Genomic DNA, 15,006 nt, shown 5'->3' with positions numbered 1-15,006 from the left:
CGGCGCGAAGACCGGCCGTGGCCACTCCGGTATCGTCGAAGCGATGTCGGGACGGAGGTGGCCATGAGGACGCGCGGATCCGCAGAACCGCAGACCGCCGCACGCACCCGGATGCGCGGGCCGGGCCAGGGTGTGCGCTGGCCCCGGCGGTCCGGCAGTGGCAAGACCCACCGTCGTGGGCTGAGCTGGATGGCGGCTGTGCCGTGGAGGCTGGCATGCGTGCTCGCCGCCTTCGGCACCGCAGCTGCGGGCATCCTCGTGGTGCTGGCCTATAGCTCGCTGGCCTGGCTCGGCTCCGGTGCGCCTGGGGGCTTCGAACAGGTCGTGGCCTTCTCGATCCATGCCTGGCTGCTCGCCAACGGCGTGCCCTTCGTGCTGGACGGGGTCGCGGTCACGCTCGTGCCCCTGGGCTTCACCGCGATCATCGTCGTCATGGTGTGCTCGCTGAGCGCTGCCATAGCGAGGGGTCCGCTCCGCTCCTCGCGAGCCCAGCCGTTCGCCGATCGGGCAGGGCTCTCGGCGAACATCCGCACAACGGCGCCCGGCGCGCTGGCCATGCGGGTGGGGATGTGGTTCTCGATGAGTTACGTGCTCGTGCTCGTGATCGCTGTCAACCTGCTCGGCCAGCCGCGCAATACCGGAAGCGCGATCGTCGGGGGGCTCATCGTCGGTGGGCTGTTCGCCCTGATCGGTGCCGGACGAGCCCTGGGCTGGCGTGTCATCGGCCTGAGCCACGCAGGCTGGATCTCGGGCCTGGCCGCAGGCATCGCGGTGGCGCTCGCTGCCTTCCTTCTCGTCAGCTCCGTGGTCTTCGGTGCTGCCGTGATCGCCGGGCGCCAGCGGATCATCTGGGCCCATGAGGAACTCGTGCCCGGAGCCCTCGGCTCCGTGTTGTTCTCGCTCGGCCAAGCCATGTGGGTGCCCAATGCGGTGCTGTGGACCGGGTCATGGCTGCTCGGCGCCGGGTTCACGGTGGGCACCACGGCGCTCTACAGCCCGGTACACACCCAGCCCGGCATCGTCCCGGCGATCCCGCTGTTCGGCGCGCTGCCCGAAACCTCGGGTGGCTCCCCGTGGGGCCTGCTGTGGCTGCTGTCCGGCGCAGCATGCGCAGCGATCGGTGGTGTGGTGGCGGTGCGCGTCCGCCGCGACGAGGCCTCCCGGCGGACGCGCGCCACACCGCTGCGCGCAGACACGGCCGCGCTGGTCGGTCTTGTCGTGGGGCTTGGCACCGGCCTGGCGTACTGCCTCCTGGAGCTCCTGGCCCGGGGCAGCCTCGGTGCGACACAGCTGGTCGGCCTGGGGGCGCGGCTCCCGATGCTTGTGGTCCTGGCGCCCACCGTGTTCGGCGCATCGGCAATGGTGGGTGGCTGGCTGGCCGTCGTACTGAGGCCTCTCCGAGGCGACGCGGCCGATCGGGCAGCCCGCGCGCCCACCGCCGCAGGGGGCAGGCGCCGTACCCGCACCAGACCCGGCACCAGCGGGGCGTCCCGGTCCTGACCCGGGCGGAGGCTAGACTGCCGACGTGAACTACCGCGTCGTCGTCCTGGTTTCCGGCGCCGGCACACTGCTCCAGGCCCTGCTCGATGCGGAACGGGACGGCCGGCTGCAGGCCAGCGTGGTGGCGGTCGGCTCCGAGATGCCTGACTGCGCAGGTCTTGAGCGTGCCCGAACGGCGGGGGTGCCCACGTTCTGTGTGCCCATGCCGGTCCTCCTGGCGCGTGACAGTGCGGCGCGTGCCGCCTGGGACGAGCAGTTCGCCCGGGCCGTCGAGCGCTACGATCCCGATCTCATCGTGCTGGCCGGCTTCATGAAGCTGCTCGGGCAGCCCTTCATGAGCGGATTCCGTGGTCGCATCATCAACAGCCACCCGGCACTGCTGCCAGCCTTTCCCGGCGCCCACGCGGTCCGCGACGCCTTGGCCGCGGGTGCCAAGAGCACCGGCGCCACCATCTTCTGGGTCGACGACGGGGTCGACTCCGGCGCCATCATTGCGCAGCACGAGGTCCCGATCGTCGCCGACGACGACGAGGCGACGCTGCACGAACGTATCAAGGTGGCCGAACGTGACATGCTCGTGCACACAGTGAACGACCTGGCAGCCAACCGTGGAAAGGTGATCGATGTCTGAATCCACCCGCAAGCCCATTGCACGGGCCCTGGTGAGCGTCTACGACAAGACAGGGCTCGAGGAGCTCGGGAGGGCCCTGGCGGACGCGGGTGTCGAGATCGTCTCCACCGGCTCCACCGCGAAGCGGCTGGCAGCCGCCGGCGTGGCGGTGACGCCGGTGGAGCAGCTCACCGGCTTTCCTGAATGCCTTGATGGCCGGGTGAAGACCCTGCATCCGGCAATCCACGCCGGGCTGCTCGCCGATCTGCGTCTCGACACCCACCGCAAGCAGCTCGACGAGCTCGGCATCAAGCCCTTCGATCTGGTCATCAGCAATCTCTACCCGTTCACCGAAACGGTTGCCTCCGGTGCCGAATTCGATGCCTGCATCGAGCAGATCGACATCGGCGGACCCTCCATGGTGCGCGCCGCGGCGAAGAACCACCCCTCGGTGGCAATCGTCACGAGCACCGCTCAGTACGCACTGGTGGAGGAGGCCCTCTCGAAGGGCGGCTTCACCCTGGAGCAGCGCCGTACCCTGGCCGCCCAGGCCTTTGCGCACACGGCTGCCTACGACGCGGCAGTGGCCAGCTGGCTCGCCGAGCAGACCACCTCCGAGGGTCTTCCGCAATTCGCCGGACTGGCTGCGCACAAGGTCAGCGACCTGCGCTACGGCGAGAACTCCCACCAGCGTGCGGCGGTCTACGCCCTCGAGGGCGCCGCACCGGGCCTGGTGGGCGCCCAGCTGCTCAACGGCAAGGCCATGAGCTACAACAACTACACCGACACCGATGCAGCCCGCCGGGCCGCCTACGACTACGAGCGCCCGGCAGTGGCCGTCATCAAGCACGCCAATCCCTGCGGTATCGCGGTGGGTGCCGACATCGCCGAGGCGCACCGCAAGGCCCATGCCTGCGACCCTCTGTCGGCCTATGGCGGCGTGATCGCCGCCAACCGCCCGGTCAGCCTCGAGATGGCACAGCAGGTCAAGCCGATCTTCACCGAGGTGATCGTGGCCCCCGGCTACGATCCGGATGCTCTCGAACTGCTGCGCACCAAGAAGAATCTGCGCATCCTGCTCGCCGAGGACTACCGCTTCGAGCCTTCCATGTGGCGTGAGATCTCCGGGGGGCTGCTCGTCAGCGATCCTGACCGACTCGACGCTCCTGGCGACGATCCCGCCAACTGGGTGCTGCAGGCGGGCCCCGCCGCCGACGAGGCGACACTGGCCGATCTGCGCTTCGCCTGGACAGCGTGTCGCTCTGTCAAGTCCAATGCCATCCTGCTCGCCCACGACGGCGCCTCCGTGGGGGTCGGGATGGGTCAGGTCAACCGGGTCGATTCCTGCCGGCTGGCCGTCGACCGGGCCGGTGACCGGGCCAAGGGTTCGGTTGCTGCCTCCGACGCCTACTTCCCCTTCTCCGACGGCCCGCAGATCCTCATGGACGCCGGGGTTCGAGCCATTGTCGAACCCGGCGGCTCGATCCGCGACGAGCAGACCATCGCGGCCGCCACCCAGGCCGGTGTCACTCTGTACTTCACCGGCAACCGCCACTTCTTCCACTGATCAGCGTTCGAGGAGCCTCCATGACCGCAGTGAAACTGGACGGCAAAGCCGCTGCCGCGCAGATCAAGTCCGAACTCAAGGCCCGCGTCGACGCGCTCAAGGAACATGGCGTGGCGCCGGGACTGGGCACCATCCTCATCGGTGACGACCCGGCGAGCCACATCTATGTCGACGGCAAGCACCGCGACTGTGCGCAGGTGGGCATCGAATCGTTCCGTGCCGATCTGCCCGCCGACGCCAACCGCGAGCAGGTGGAGCGGGCGATCCGGGTGTTCAACGATTCGGCGATGTGCACCGGCTACATCGTGCAGCTTCCGCTGCCCCCGCAGATCGACCAGAACTGGGTGCTGGAACTCGTCGATCCCGACAAGGACGCCGACGGCATCACCCCTGACAGCCTCGGCAAGCTCGTGCTCGGCCAGCCCGGGCCGAAGCCCTGCACGCCCCGAGGCATCGTCGAGCTGCTCACCCGCAATGGGATCTCACTCGACGGTGCTCGGGTGTGCGTCATCGGACGCGGAATCACGGTGGGGCGTCCGCTTGCGCTGCTGCTCTCGGCCCGCAATGTCAATGCGACGGTCACTCAGTGCCACACCGGCACCCGCGACCTGGCTGCCGAGACGCGCCGCGCCGACATCGTCATCGGTGCCGCCGGGTGCCCGGGCCTGGTCACCGCAGACATGCTCAAGCCCGGTGCGGTGGTCGTCGACGTGGGCGTCACGAGAGTCGACGACAAGCCGGTCGGTGACTTCGCCGCCGATGTGTGGGAGGTGGCGGGCTATGTCACGCCGAATCCCGGTGGAGTCGGCCCGATGACGCGCGCCATGCTGCTCGCCAATGTGGTGGACCGCGCCGAGCAGAACGTCGAACAGGTGCAGTGAACGGGCCCGACTCGGCCTCGGGGCGCGAGGGGCGCACTGCTCCCACGCCGCGGCCGCGCTATGCGGCCGCGCAGGATGACCAGGAGGAACCCGACGAGCCTGCCGCGCCGCCCCGCCATGCCGCGCCGGCTCCGGACGATGAGGGTCCGCTGTGGCGGCAGTGGCCCATTCTCATTGCTCTGCTCATCTTCACCGTAGGGGGCGTCGTCGCCGGCACCGGGCACTGGCGCCGGGGCTCGCTGCTCATGGGTGCCGGCGCGGCATTCGCCGGTCTGCTGCGCTGGGTACTGCCCGAGTCCCTCGCTGGCCTGCTCGTGGTGCGCCGCAGATGGTTCGACGTGAGCGTCCTGCTCATCGCCGGCGTCGGGATGTGCGTGCTCTCGATCCTCGTGCCGCCCAAGCAGTAGGGCACATCCACGCAGGGGGCGCGGGGTGTGGCTGCGCCCGGCGCCCCGGCACAGGCAGCGGCACTTGGACCAAGACGCGGCACCCAGGCCAAGACGCGGCACCCAGGCCAAGACGCGGCACCCAGGCCAAGACGCGGCACCCAGGCCAAGACGCGGGGGGCGGGTCACCCAATGGTGACCCGCCCCCCGCGTCGCGCCCCCTGGGGGCACTGTGCTCAGATGAGGCCGAGCTCGCGGACCGCGTTCTGCTCGGTCTGCAATTCGGCAACCGAGGCGGCGATCTTCTGCTTGCCGAAGTCGTTGATCTCCAGGCCCTGGACGATCGAGTAGGAGCCGTTCGCGCAGGTGACCGGGAAGGAGCTGATGAGGCCCTCCGGGACGCCGTAGGAGCCATCGGAGACGACCGACATGGACACCCAGTCGCCGGCGGGGGTGCCCAGCGCCCAGTCGTGCATGGCCTCGACGGTCGCGTTGGCAGCCGAGGCGGCCGACGATGCACCGCGGGCAGCGATGACCGCGCCGCCGCGCTTGGCGACCGTGGGGATGTACTCGTTCTCGTACCAGTCCTGGTCGTTGATCTGCGCGAAGGCATTCTTGCCATCGACCTTGGCGTTGTACAGGTCGGGGTACTGGGTGTTGGAGTGATTGCCCCAGATCGTCATATTCGTCACCGAGCCGACACCGACACCGAGCTTGCTCGCCAGCTGCGACTTCGCGCGATTGTGGTCGAGCCTGGTCAATGCGCTGAAGCGTTCGCGAGGGATGTCCTTCGCGTTGTCCATCGCGATGAGGGCATTGGTGTTGGCCGGATTGCCGGTGACCAGCACCTTCACGTCGCTGGCGGCGACCTTGTTGAGGGCCTTGCCCTGGCCGGTGAAGATCTTTCCGTTGGCGCTGAGCAGATCGCTGCGGTCCATGCCTTCCTTGCGCGGCATGGCGCCCACGAGCATGACGAGATTGGCGCCGTCGAAGACCTTCTCCGGGTCATCGCCGATCTGGACACCGGCAAGGTTCGCAAACGCGCAGTCCTCGAGCTCCATGACGACCCCCTCGAGGCGGGGCAGCGCCGGGGTGATCTCCAGCAGGCGCAACTCGACGGGCGTGTCGCCCAGGAGCGCTCCCGAGGCGATGCGGAACAGCAGGCTGTAACAGATTTGACCGGCGGCGCCAGTAACGGCGACCTTGACAGGTGTAGTGCTCACGAGGTTCTCCTCTTTACCGCGAATGTGTCTCTCACATTACGATGCTCGGCTGTCCTCCGGACGCCGGGTACCCGCCTTGCGCCTGCCCTGCCCGGGGAAACCTGCCCCGTCCGGGGACAGTTGCGCCCTTCCGGCTGGGCATTGGCACGATCGATGTGTCCCAGCGGCCCGGCCTTGCGATCCTGGTGACTGCACATCCATTAGGTTGGGCACAGCAGTCGTCGATGAGAAGGGCATGGGTGCATGGGCAAGATCAAGGTCGCTGGCCAGGTCGTCGAGCTCGACGGCGACGAGATGACACGGGTGATTTGGGGCTTCATCAAGGAGCGGCTCATCCTGCCCTATCTCGATATCGACCTCGACTACTACGACCTGGGCATTGAGAACCGCGACGCGACCGATGACCAGGTGACCGTCGACGCGGCGCACGCCATTCAGCGCACCGGCGTGGGGGTGAAGTGCGCAACGATCACTCCCGACGAGGCACGGGTGGCGGAATTCGGGCTGAAGAAGATGTGGCGCTCGCCCAACGGCACGATCCGCAATATCCTCGGCGGCGTCATCTTCCGCGAGCCCATCGTCATCTCGAACGTGCCTCGGCTGGTACCGGGCTGGACCAAGCCGATCGTCATCGGCCGTCACGCCTTCGGCGACCAGTACCGGGCCACCGATGCGAAGATTCCCGGCGCCGGCACGGTGACGCTCACCTACACCCCGCAGGACGGCTCGGCCCCGATGGAGCTCGAGGTCGTCACGATGCCCGCCGAGGGCGGCGTCGTGATGGGCATGTACAACTTCACCAAGTCCATTGAGGACTTCGCGCGCGCCAGCTTCAACTACGGCCTGCAGCGCGGCTATCCGGTGTACCTGTCCACCAAGAACACGATTCTCAAGGCCTATGACGGCCAGTTCAAGGACATCTTCGCCACGATCTACGAGTCGGAGTACCGCGAACGCTTCGAGGCAGCCGGACTGCACTACGAGCACCGGCTCATCGATGACATGGTCGCCTCGGCCCTGAAATGGGAGGGCGGCTATGTGTGGGCCTGCAAGAACTACGACGGGGACGTGCAGTCCGACATCGTGGCGCAGGGCTTCGGCTCGCTGGGCCTCATGACCTCCGTTCTCATGAGCCCTGACGGAAGGATCATCGAGGCGGAGGCCGCGCACGGCACCGTCACCCGGCACTTCCGGGCGCACCAGCAGGGCAAGCCGACCAGCACGAATCCCATCGCGTCGATCTTCGCCTGGACCGGCGGGCTCAAGCACCGGGGCGCCTTGGACGCCACCCCCGAGGTGGTCGAATTCGCCAAGACCCTCGAACAGGTGTGCGTGCACACCGTGGAGAAGGGCCAGATGACCAAGGACCTGGCCACTCTCGTGGGGCCCGATCAGCCGTGGCTCGACACCGAGGACTTCCTCGCCGCACTTGACGAGGGCCTGGCGGCCGCCAGACGCTGAATACCCCTGCTCGATTCCCCCGGTGAACGTCCGCCGCGCGGCGGACGGATCCAGGCCAGTGGCGCAGCCGGCCGTCGGACCCGGCTGCGCCGCTATCCTTGGCAGCGTGAAGCAGCAGCCCCGGCAATCCTCGGACACCGACACGGAGGGCGACAGTAACGCCGCGAACCTGAGGGGCCGGTGCTGACATGCCCGTATGGGTCTCGATCCTCATCATCTTCCTGCTCTTCGCCATCGGCGGCGTCTTCTCCGCCGCCGAGATGGCGCTCGTCTCGCTGCGCGAGGGCCAGGTGCAGTCGCTTGCCCGGCGCGGTGCGCGCGGCCGCGCGATCAAGGAACTCACCGCGAACCCCAACCGCTTCCTTTCTGCCGTGCAGATCGGCGTCACCCTGGCCGGCTTCCTGTCGTCAGCCTTCGGCTCCGATTCGCTGGCCGGGGCCTGGGTGGCGCCGGCATTCACCTCATGGGGCATTCCCGAGGGCCTCGCGAAGGTGCTCGCGGTGATCGTCATCACCGGTCTCATCTCGTTCTTCTCGATCGTCATCAGCGAGCTGTTCAGCAAGCGGCTGGCCCTCCAGCAGCCCGAGACGGTGGCGCTGAGCCTGGCGCCCTTCGTCAACGGCATTGCCACGATCTTCCGCCCCCTCATCTGGGCCCTGGGAGTGTGCACGAACCTGCTCGTGCGCCTGGCCGGTTTCGATCCCAACGCCGGGAAAGAGGCAGTGAGCGACGAGGAGTTGCGTTCCATGGTGGTCAACGCCCGCTCCCTGGACGCCGAGGCCAAGCACATCGTCGACGAGGTCTTCAGCGCCGGGGACCGCAGCCTGCGCGAGGTGATGGTGCCACGCACCGAAGTGGATTTCCTGTCCGGCGCGATGCCTGTTTCGGCCGCCACCTCGCATGTCCAGGGGGCGCCGCACTCCCGCTACCCGGTCATCGACGGCTCACCCGACCGGGTTCTCGGTTTCCTGCACGTGCGCGACCTCATGGACACCGAACCGGGCGCCAAGGACACACCCGTGAGTCACCTCGCCAGGCCGGTGCTGAGGTTGCCGGAGACCGTCCGGGTGCCGCGCGCGCTCGCGGACATGCGCCGGGCGCACTCCCATCTGGCGGTGGTGCTCGACGAATACGGCGGCACGGCCGGCATCGTCACCCTGGAAGACCTCGTCGAGGAACTGGTCGGCGACATCACCGACGAATACGACGTCGTGGACGACAACACGCGCAGGCACCGCCTGCGACGCGACATCGACGGCCTCATGACTTTGGAGGCCTTCGAGGATGCGGTGGGATATGTGCTTCCCGAAGGCCCCTATGACACCGTCGCGGGATACTTCATGGCCCAGCGCGGCGAGGTGCCTGCGGTCGGCGATGTCATCACAGTACGTCTGCAGCCGGCTCCGCTCGATGCCGGCGCCACTGGCCAAGCTGCCGGTGGCGACGAGTTCGAGATGCGTGTCGCTCAGATGGACGGACGACGGGTCGCCTGGCTCAGCCTGCGCCCGGCCGGAGGCGCGGATCGCGTCACTGCCGCCGGTCGCCGTCTCGCCTCGGCGCCGGGCGGAGCCGGCGAGCAGGACGCGGAGCGTGCCGAGGCCTCCGGGGCGCAGCGGGAGCCGGGTGGGTCCGCGTCGTGAGGCGTGGCCGCTTCGGGATGCCGCGCAGCGCCGGACGCCTTGAGCGCGGCGCCCAGGGTGGTGACGCGGACGGCGCTTTGCTGCTCACCGGCATCCAGGCCCGGGAGATCATCGCTGCCCTCGTCAGTGCCCATGGTGGGCGGCTCGGTGCGATCACGCTCGATCAGGTGGACGCCCAGCCCGGCGTCAGCACGACCGTCACATACTCCTGCCAGGTGCGCTGGCCCGATGCCGAGGTCCGCGAGATCGTCGGGTTGAGCGCCCGGGCAGGCGGGCTCAGCGCCGAGGACCGGTGCGGCGAGGTGTTCAGCGATGGCGAGCGCGAGGTCGCCGCCTGGTTCTACCCCGAGGACCCCGAATTGCCCGGGCTGGTCCGTATCACGGTGGCCGAACAGGCGTGTCGCGTGCTCGCAGAGAACGGGCTGCTCGGTCCACCGCTGCGTCCCGAACGCCTCGCCCTGCACGTGGTCGGCTACCGGCCCCGCCGCAATGCCGTCGTGCGCATCGAGATCGATGGCGGAGCCACCGTCTTCTATGTCAAAGCCCTGGCCACCCGCCAGCTCAACCAGGCCGTCGCTCGGCTCGACATGCTGTCACGGGCCCGGATCCCGGTGCCCGCACTGCTCGCCGTGACCGACGAGAACCTCATCGTGCTCTCGGCCCTGCCCGGGCGGGCAATGAGCCATCTGCTGTTCGAACAGAAGCCTGCCATCGCCGGCGAGAAGCTCGTCGGCCTGCTCGACGCCCTGCCCGCCGGGCTGCTCGACATGCCGCGGCATCTCGCATGGAGCGATGCGACGCGCCGCTACGCCACCACTGTCGCCAGCCAGCTGCCCAGCGAGTCGCGCCGCCTGGATTCACTCGTCGAGGCCATCGAGAGCGGCCTGCGAGGACTACCGCCCGGCACCGAGCCGACCCACGGCGACTTCCACGAGGGCCAGGTCCATCTTGCCGGGGGGCGCGTCGTGGGCCTGCTCGACGTCGATGCCTGCGGGCCAGGGCGGCGCGTCGACGACCTGGCCTGCCTCATGGCGCATCTGTCGACGGTGCAGGGCATGGACGCGGTGCAGGCGGGTCGGCTGGGAGTGCTGCGCACCCGGCTGATCGACGTCTTCGACCGGCGCGTCGATCCGGTGGAGCTGAGACTGCGGACCGCCGCGGTGGCTATCTCACTTGCCACTGGCCCCTACCGCACCCAGGAGCCGGACTGGCAGCGCCAGACCGGCGAGATCCTTCGGATCGCGCAAGGCTGGTTGCGCGCTGCGGACACATGCTAGCTGTGATGTCCAGGCAGGTTGTTTCGGCGACAGGGCCCTTGGGCACCCTGAGATGCCAGGTCCCCGCGCCGCAGGCGTGCCACGGGGGCTGTCTCTCGTAACAGTGCGTCACAGACAGGCAGCCGGCGTTGACATCGGGTGGGGCAGTGGAAAGAATCGACCCATGATCCAGCCACTGTCCGCCACAGCCACGCATCACGGGGCGATCGGCGGCTGGTCCATGATCATGAGCTGTTGCGCTTGCACTTTCTGTCGCCTGTGACATCCGACGCCAGGGCCTTTGTGCCCACTGCGCGTCAATCGGTCGGCCGCAATCGCCCGGCGATGTGTGATGCATCGAGCCGGGGTCGATTGTCCTTCTTGTCCCTCACGTTCGGCATCGGGCCCCGGGCCCACACGAAAGCGCATCCCATGACTGTCAGCAATGCTCCGATCCGTCCTCACCGAGTCCGTTCCCGCTCTGCTGTTCCCCGAGCCATCCATGCAGTTCCCGATCGCGTGGAGGCGCGCGGATTCGCCCTCTACATCGGTATCGACGAAGCCGAGGCGGCCAGGTCTGGCGTCAGCCTCAGGGCGCTGACGCAGGATCTGCGCCAGCGCCCTGAGGCTGACGCCAGACCGCTGCGGAACTGGTCCCGCAGATCCAGACCCACGCGACGGCAGCCGTCGTTCCGTGCGGGACGGGCGGGCGTGACATCGATGTGGTCCGTCTGGTCCTTCACGATCCCGATCTGCTGGAGGCACGAGCCCCCAGCAAGGAACTGGCGAAGGTGGTCGTCGATCTGGGCCGCCACCAGGTGTCGATTGGCGCACGCCCGATCAATCTCACCAACAAGGAGTTCCGGCTGCTCACTCACCTCATCGAGAACGAGGGAGAGACCGTTCCCCGCGCCGAGCTGCTGGACACGCTGTGGGCCGGTGAGCCCGAGCCCCGACCCAATCCCCGCACGATCGATGTGCACATCCGTCGGCTGCGCGTGAAACTCGGCGAGTTCGAGGACATCGTGCACACAGTACGAGGCATCGGCTATCGCTTCGACCGGCATGCCGATGTCCAGGTGAGGGCCGCCTGAGCCTCAGCCACCACAGTGCGCCACACTTGAGCCCGGGAGCGGGACGCACCTCCCGGTGCGCCGATGCTCACGAGCTCGGGGAGGGCAGCACATGGCGGCAGATGGTTCGGATCACCGGGGATGTCCGGCCGATGCCCACGACGGGAAGGCCGGCGGGATCGACTGGCAGATGCTGCGCGGCGCGGCGCTGGAGGTGCGTTCCCGGGCCCATGCGCCATACTCGCAGTTCCCGGTGGGCGCGGCCGGCCTCGTGGACGACGGACGGATCGTGGTGGGCGTCAACGTCGAGAACGCCAGCTACGGGCTCACGCTGTGCGCCGAGTGCGGAATGGTCAGTTCTCTGGTTGCCGGTGGTGGCGGGCGGCTCGTGGCGGTGTCGTGCCTGGGGCCCGAGGGCCTCGTCACCCCCTGTGGACGCTGCCGCCAGATCCTGTTCGAGATGGGCGGACCGCAGTGCCTGGTCGATTCTCCCAAAGGTCCGCTCGCGATGAGCAGTCTCCTGCCGGGTGCCTTCGAGCTGGGCCGGCGCCGAGTGTGAGCGCTCGCGCCGCGCGCAGCAGCTGTCGGCGCGGTCGGGCACAATGAGCCGGTGATCACAGCAGCAGCCGATGGTTCCTCCCTGTCCAACCCGGGTCCGGCAGGCTGGGCCTGGTACATCGACGACGACCATTGGGCGAGCGGAGGATGGCCGCACGGCACGAACAACATGGGCGAGTTGATGGCCGTGCTCGACCTGCTGCGCTCCACCGCCGTCGACCCCGGCGAGCCCCTGCACATCCTGTGCGACTCGCAGTATGTGATCAATGCGGTGACCACGTGGATGGCGGCCTGGAAACGCAAGGGCTGGGTCAAGCGCGACGGAAAGCCCGTCGGCAATGTCGAGCTCATGAAGGCCATCGACGACGCGATGCAGGGCCGCTCAGTCACCTTCGAGTGGGTCAAGGGCCATGCCGGACACCGGCTCAATGAGGCGGCCGACAGCAGGGCCCACGGCGCGGCTCTGGCCTTCCAGCGCGGGGACGAGCCCGACCCGGGTCCCGGCTATCGTCCCCGGAGTGCAGCTCGCGCCGGCACCGCCGGGGATGAGCGGGGCATCGGGCCGGTGGCCGGCGCCGTCCCGCAGATCGCCTCGGATGCACAGCCCGGGCTGTTCGACGATGCGGACCGCGCTGGCGCTCCTGGCAGTGGCGAGCCGAGACCCGAGGACGCAGATCTGGCCGCAGTGGTGGCCGCCGAACGCGAGCTGCTCACCGACGCCGTGCGGAGCAATGCCGCCAGACTGCGCGTCCTGCTCCACCCCGAGTTCGTCGAATACGGGTCCAGCGGACGCATCTGGACGCGCAACAGGCTGATGGCACAGATCGAGCCGCTGGGCGGCTCCACCCGCCTCGAGGTGCTCGGAAGTGCCCGGCTCGGACCCGACGCCCTGCTGTTGCGCTGGCGGGCCACCTCGCCATCGGGCACAAGCCTGCGCAGCTCGGTGTGGGTGCGCGACGATTCGCTGGGCCGGCCCCGTTGGCGGCTGCTGTTCTGCCAGGGAACCCCGCAGCCGGCCTGAGCGCCGGCCAGCGGGCCGGGCGCGGCTCAGGCGACGACCTCGCGCGCCCAGCTCGGATCCACGTCCTCGAGCCGGCCGAGCGACCAGTGCGGGTCCCGATCCTTGTCCACCAGCTGCGCGCGCACCCCCTCGACGACATCGCAGTCCGCAAGGATCGCGTGCGCGATCGCCGAATCCTGGCGCAGCACCGCGCCCACGCTCACCAGCCGCGCCGCCCGCCGGATGGCGGCGAGGGTGATCACCACCGACAGGGGGGAGCGCGAACGAATGAGGGCAGCGGCGCCGCGCGCCCGGTTGTCCTGGCTGGCCTCCAGCCGGGCGATGATGGCGGCGGGATCGTCCCCACAGAAGCACTCGTCGATCCAGGTCCGGTCGAACTCGGGGGGCGCATCGACGCCCTGGACCTCATCGACCAGCCCGAGCGCGAGCGCAGTGGGCGCGTCGATGGTCGTCCCGGTCATCGCCAGCCAGGTTCCGGTCTCGCCGGGCAGCCGGGAGAACTCGTAGAGCATACCCACGTCCGGCCACAGCCCGATCTGGGTTTCCGGCATGGCCAGCGCCAGATCCGCGGCGGCGATCCGCCGAGATCCGTGCATGCCCAGACCAAGGCCGCCTCCCATGCTCACCCCGTGCAGGTGGGTCGTCACCGGCTTGCCGAACTCGGCGACGAGCCGGTCCATCGCATACTCGTCGTCGAGGAAGTGGAGGGCAGCATTGAGCCCCTCCTCGAGGATCACGGTGCGCATCCAGCGCACATCGGCGCCGGCGCAATAGGCCCTGCCCTCGCCGCTGATGTCCAGCGAAGCCACCTCGTCATCGGTGCGCCACGCCGTGAGCCGGGCGCTGATCTGCCAGATCATGTCCGGAGTCAGTGCATTGAGGGCCTCGGGCCGGCGAAGAATGATGTGTCCCACGCCGTCTTGGACATGGAATTCCACGGTGTCGGTCATCGTCTCTGCCTTTCGACGTCGGTTCGACCCTATCCCGGAGTGCGGGTGCCCGGCCCTCAGTGGCTCAGCCGATGAGCCGCTCATGCAGCTCATCGGGCAGCAGCAGTGCAGCCCTGATGAGCGCGTTCATCGTCACCACGGTGACGATCTGGCCCGACAAGATCCCGAAGAGCACGAGCAGCTGGGAGGCACCGGCCTGCACTGCAGTGCCGCCGCCCAGCAGGACGCCGATGAAGGCCCCGGGCAGGGTGACCAGACCCGAGGTGCGCACCGAGTCGACCTCGGGGAGCACTGCCTCCTTGCGGACCGGCGCGAGCACCAACCCGATCGCTTCGCCGCGCTGGAGCCCCACGGACAACGCCGCCTCGTAGCTCGGCAGGCCATCGCGCAGCGCGGGAAAGGCCCGGCGTCCGTTGAGCGTGTGGACGCTCATCATATTGCCGATCATGATGCTGCCGATCGGCAGCAGGGCATAGCCGTTGACGGGCGCGGCGCCGCTGCAGAAGACGGCGGCGAGCACCGGCAGCACACCTGCGGCGATGCTCGATGCCGACCAGGGCCAGGCCCTCCGCACGCCCACCCGTGCGGTGGTGGTGCGCACGGCGACCGCGAACATCGCCAGCAGAAACAGGGCGCTGCTCCACCACCTGCCGATGCACAGCACGACGATGAACGAGATGCCGAACAGCTGCACCGTCGCCCGGGCACTGGCCCAGCCCACTGCGCGCGCCAGCCCCATTCGGCCCAGCCCCGAGGCCACCATCCCCAGCGCCACCAGGGCCGCGAGGGCTACGGCCAGCTGCCAACTCGGCGAGATCGTCACGGGGCCATCATCTCGCGGAGGGCTCCCGTGCCCGGCCGCTCCCGTACCTGGCGCTCG

The 15,006-nt window shown here is 68.8% G+C and carries 14 protein-coding genes; 11 read left to right on the top strand and 3 right to left on the bottom strand.

Annotated elements, in window-relative coordinates; all coding sequences use genetic code 11:
• Positions 1-63: 63 nt before the first annotated feature.
• From BMX93_RS02750 to BMX93_RS02730, 5 genes are read left to right on the top strand one after another with little or no spacing between them, the layout of a single operon-like run.
• Positions 64-1,500, top strand: a complete 1,437-nt coding sequence (locus BMX93_RS02750) for a cell division protein PerM (protein WP_143052794.1) — start codon at positions 64-66, stop codon at positions 1,498-1,500.
• A 25-nt stretch (positions 1,501-1,525) separates the two neighbouring features.
• Entirely contained in the window at positions 1,526-2,131 is a 606-nt protein-coding gene (gene purN / locus BMX93_RS02745) for a phosphoribosylglycinamide formyltransferase (protein ID WP_091967497.1), read from the top strand.
• Complete coding sequence (gene purH / locus BMX93_RS02740; protein ID WP_091967493.1) at positions 2,124-3,677, top strand: bifunctional phosphoribosylaminoimidazolecarboxamide formyltransferase/IMP cyclohydrolase; 1,554 nt, start codon at positions 2,124-2,126, stop codon at positions 3,675-3,677. Before purN ends, purH begins: the two co-directional genes overlap by 8 nt.
• A 20-nt stretch (positions 3,678-3,697) precedes the next feature.
• On the top strand, positions 3,698-4,558 hold the full coding sequence (locus tag BMX93_RS02735) for a bifunctional methylenetetrahydrofolate dehydrogenase/methenyltetrahydrofolate cyclohydrolase (protein WP_091967490.1): 861 nt from the start codon (positions 3,698-3,700) through the stop codon (positions 4,556-4,558).
• On the top strand, positions 4,555-4,965 hold the full coding sequence (locus tag BMX93_RS02730) for a DUF3017 domain-containing protein (protein WP_177170032.1): 411 nt from the start codon (positions 4,555-4,557) through the stop codon (positions 4,963-4,965). Before BMX93_RS02735 ends, BMX93_RS02730 begins: the two co-directional genes overlap by 4 nt.
• A 215-nt stretch (positions 4,966-5,180) precedes the next feature.
• Here the strand turns inward: BMX93_RS02730 and BMX93_RS02725 are convergent, their stop codons facing one another.
• Entirely contained in the window at positions 5,181-6,167 is a 987-nt protein-coding gene (locus tag BMX93_RS02725) for a malate dehydrogenase (RefSeq protein WP_091967484.1), read from the bottom strand.
• 243 nt (positions 6,168-6,410) lie between these two features.
• Between BMX93_RS02725 and BMX93_RS02720 the strand changes: the two genes are divergently transcribed.
• The 6 genes from BMX93_RS02720 (at position 6,411) to BMX93_RS02695 (ending at position 13,176) form a co-directional block, all read left to right on the top strand.
• Positions 6,411-7,628 carry an NADP-dependent isocitrate dehydrogenase gene (locus BMX93_RS02720; protein WP_091967481.1) on the top strand — a complete coding sequence of 406 codons (1,218 nt, stop codon included), beginning with the start codon at positions 6,411-6,413 and terminating at the stop codon, positions 7,626-7,628.
• A gap of 188 nt (positions 7,629-7,816) precedes the next feature.
• Positions 7,817-9,268 (top strand): hemolysin family protein, encoded by a 1,452-nt coding sequence (locus BMX93_RS02715; protein ID WP_091967478.1) that lies wholly within the window; start codon positions 7,817-7,819, stop codon positions 9,266-9,268.
• Entirely contained in the window at positions 9,265-10,545 is a 1,281-nt protein-coding gene (locus tag BMX93_RS02710) for a phosphotransferase (protein WP_143052793.1), read from the top strand. The genes BMX93_RS02715 and BMX93_RS02710 overlap by 4 nt, the downstream gene beginning before the upstream one ends.
• Positions 10,546-11,246: 701 nt before the next feature.
• Entirely contained in the window at positions 11,247-11,618 is a 372-nt protein-coding gene (locus BMX93_RS02705; RefSeq protein WP_177170031.1) for a winged helix-turn-helix domain-containing protein, read from the top strand.
• 169 nt (positions 11,619-11,787) lie between these two features.
• A complete protein-coding gene (locus BMX93_RS02700; RefSeq protein ID WP_245725691.1) occupies positions 11,788-12,156 on the top strand; it encodes a cytidine deaminase in 369 nt (122 codons plus the stop codon).
• 51 nt (positions 12,157-12,207) lie between these two features.
• Positions 12,208-13,176 carry a ribonuclease HI family protein gene (locus BMX93_RS02695; RefSeq protein WP_091967471.1) on the top strand — a complete coding sequence of 323 codons (969 nt, stop codon included), beginning with the start codon at positions 12,208-12,210 and terminating at the stop codon, positions 13,174-13,176.
• 26 nt (positions 13,177-13,202) lie between these two features.
• On the opposite strand, the gene BMX93_RS02690 is transcribed toward BMX93_RS02695, so the two are convergent.
• The gene (locus BMX93_RS02690) at positions 13,203-14,126 is read right to left on the bottom strand and encodes an enoyl-CoA hydratase/isomerase family protein (protein ID WP_091967469.1); all 924 of its coding nucleotides are present in this window, start codon (positions 14,124-14,126) and stop codon (positions 13,203-13,205) included.
• A gap of 64 nt (positions 14,127-14,190) precedes the next feature.
• Positions 14,191-14,949: an ABC transporter permease gene (locus BMX93_RS02685; RefSeq protein WP_091967466.1), complete on the bottom strand. Its 759-nt coding sequence runs from the start codon at positions 14,947-14,949 to the stop codon at positions 14,191-14,193.
• Positions 14,950-15,006 lie beyond the last annotated feature (57 nt).

This window comes from Propionibacterium cyclohexanicum (genome assembly GCF_900111365.1).
Lineage (GTDB): Bacteria > Actinomycetota > Actinomycetes > Propionibacteriales > Propionibacteriaceae > Propionibacterium > Propionibacterium cyclohexanicum.
The sequence above is the reverse complement of the archived record's forward strand: the minus strand, read 5'-3'. Positions and strand labels throughout refer to the sequence as shown.

What these genes read in the sequence shown, in the direction of transcription:
- BMX93_RS02750 (WP_143052794.1), top strand. Translation starts at nt 64, where the DNA reads ATGAGGACGCGCGGATCCGCAGAACCGCAGACCGCCGCACGCACCCGG.
- purH (WP_091967493.1), top strand. Translation starts at nt 2,124, where the DNA reads ATGTCTGAATCCACCCGCAAGCCCATTGCACGGGCCCTGGTGAGCGTC.
- BMX93_RS02735 (WP_091967490.1), top strand. Translation starts at nt 3,698, where the DNA reads ATGACCGCAGTGAAACTGGACGGCAAAGCCGCTGCCGCGCAGATCAAG.
- BMX93_RS02720 (WP_091967481.1), top strand. Translation starts at nt 6,411, where the DNA reads ATGGGCAAGATCAAGGTCGCTGGCCAGGTCGTCGAGCTCGACGGCGAC.
- BMX93_RS02715 (WP_091967478.1), top strand. Translation starts at nt 7,817, where the DNA reads ATGCCCGTATGGGTCTCGATCCTCATCATCTTCCTGCTCTTCGCCATC.
- BMX93_RS02700 (WP_245725691.1), top strand. Translation starts at nt 11,788, where the DNA reads ATGCTGCGCGGCGCGGCGCTGGAGGTGCGTTCCCGGGCCCATGCGCCA.
- BMX93_RS02690 (WP_091967469.1), bottom strand. Translation starts at nt 14,126, where the DNA reads ATGACCGACACCGTGGAATTCCATGTCCAAGACGGCGTGGGACACATC.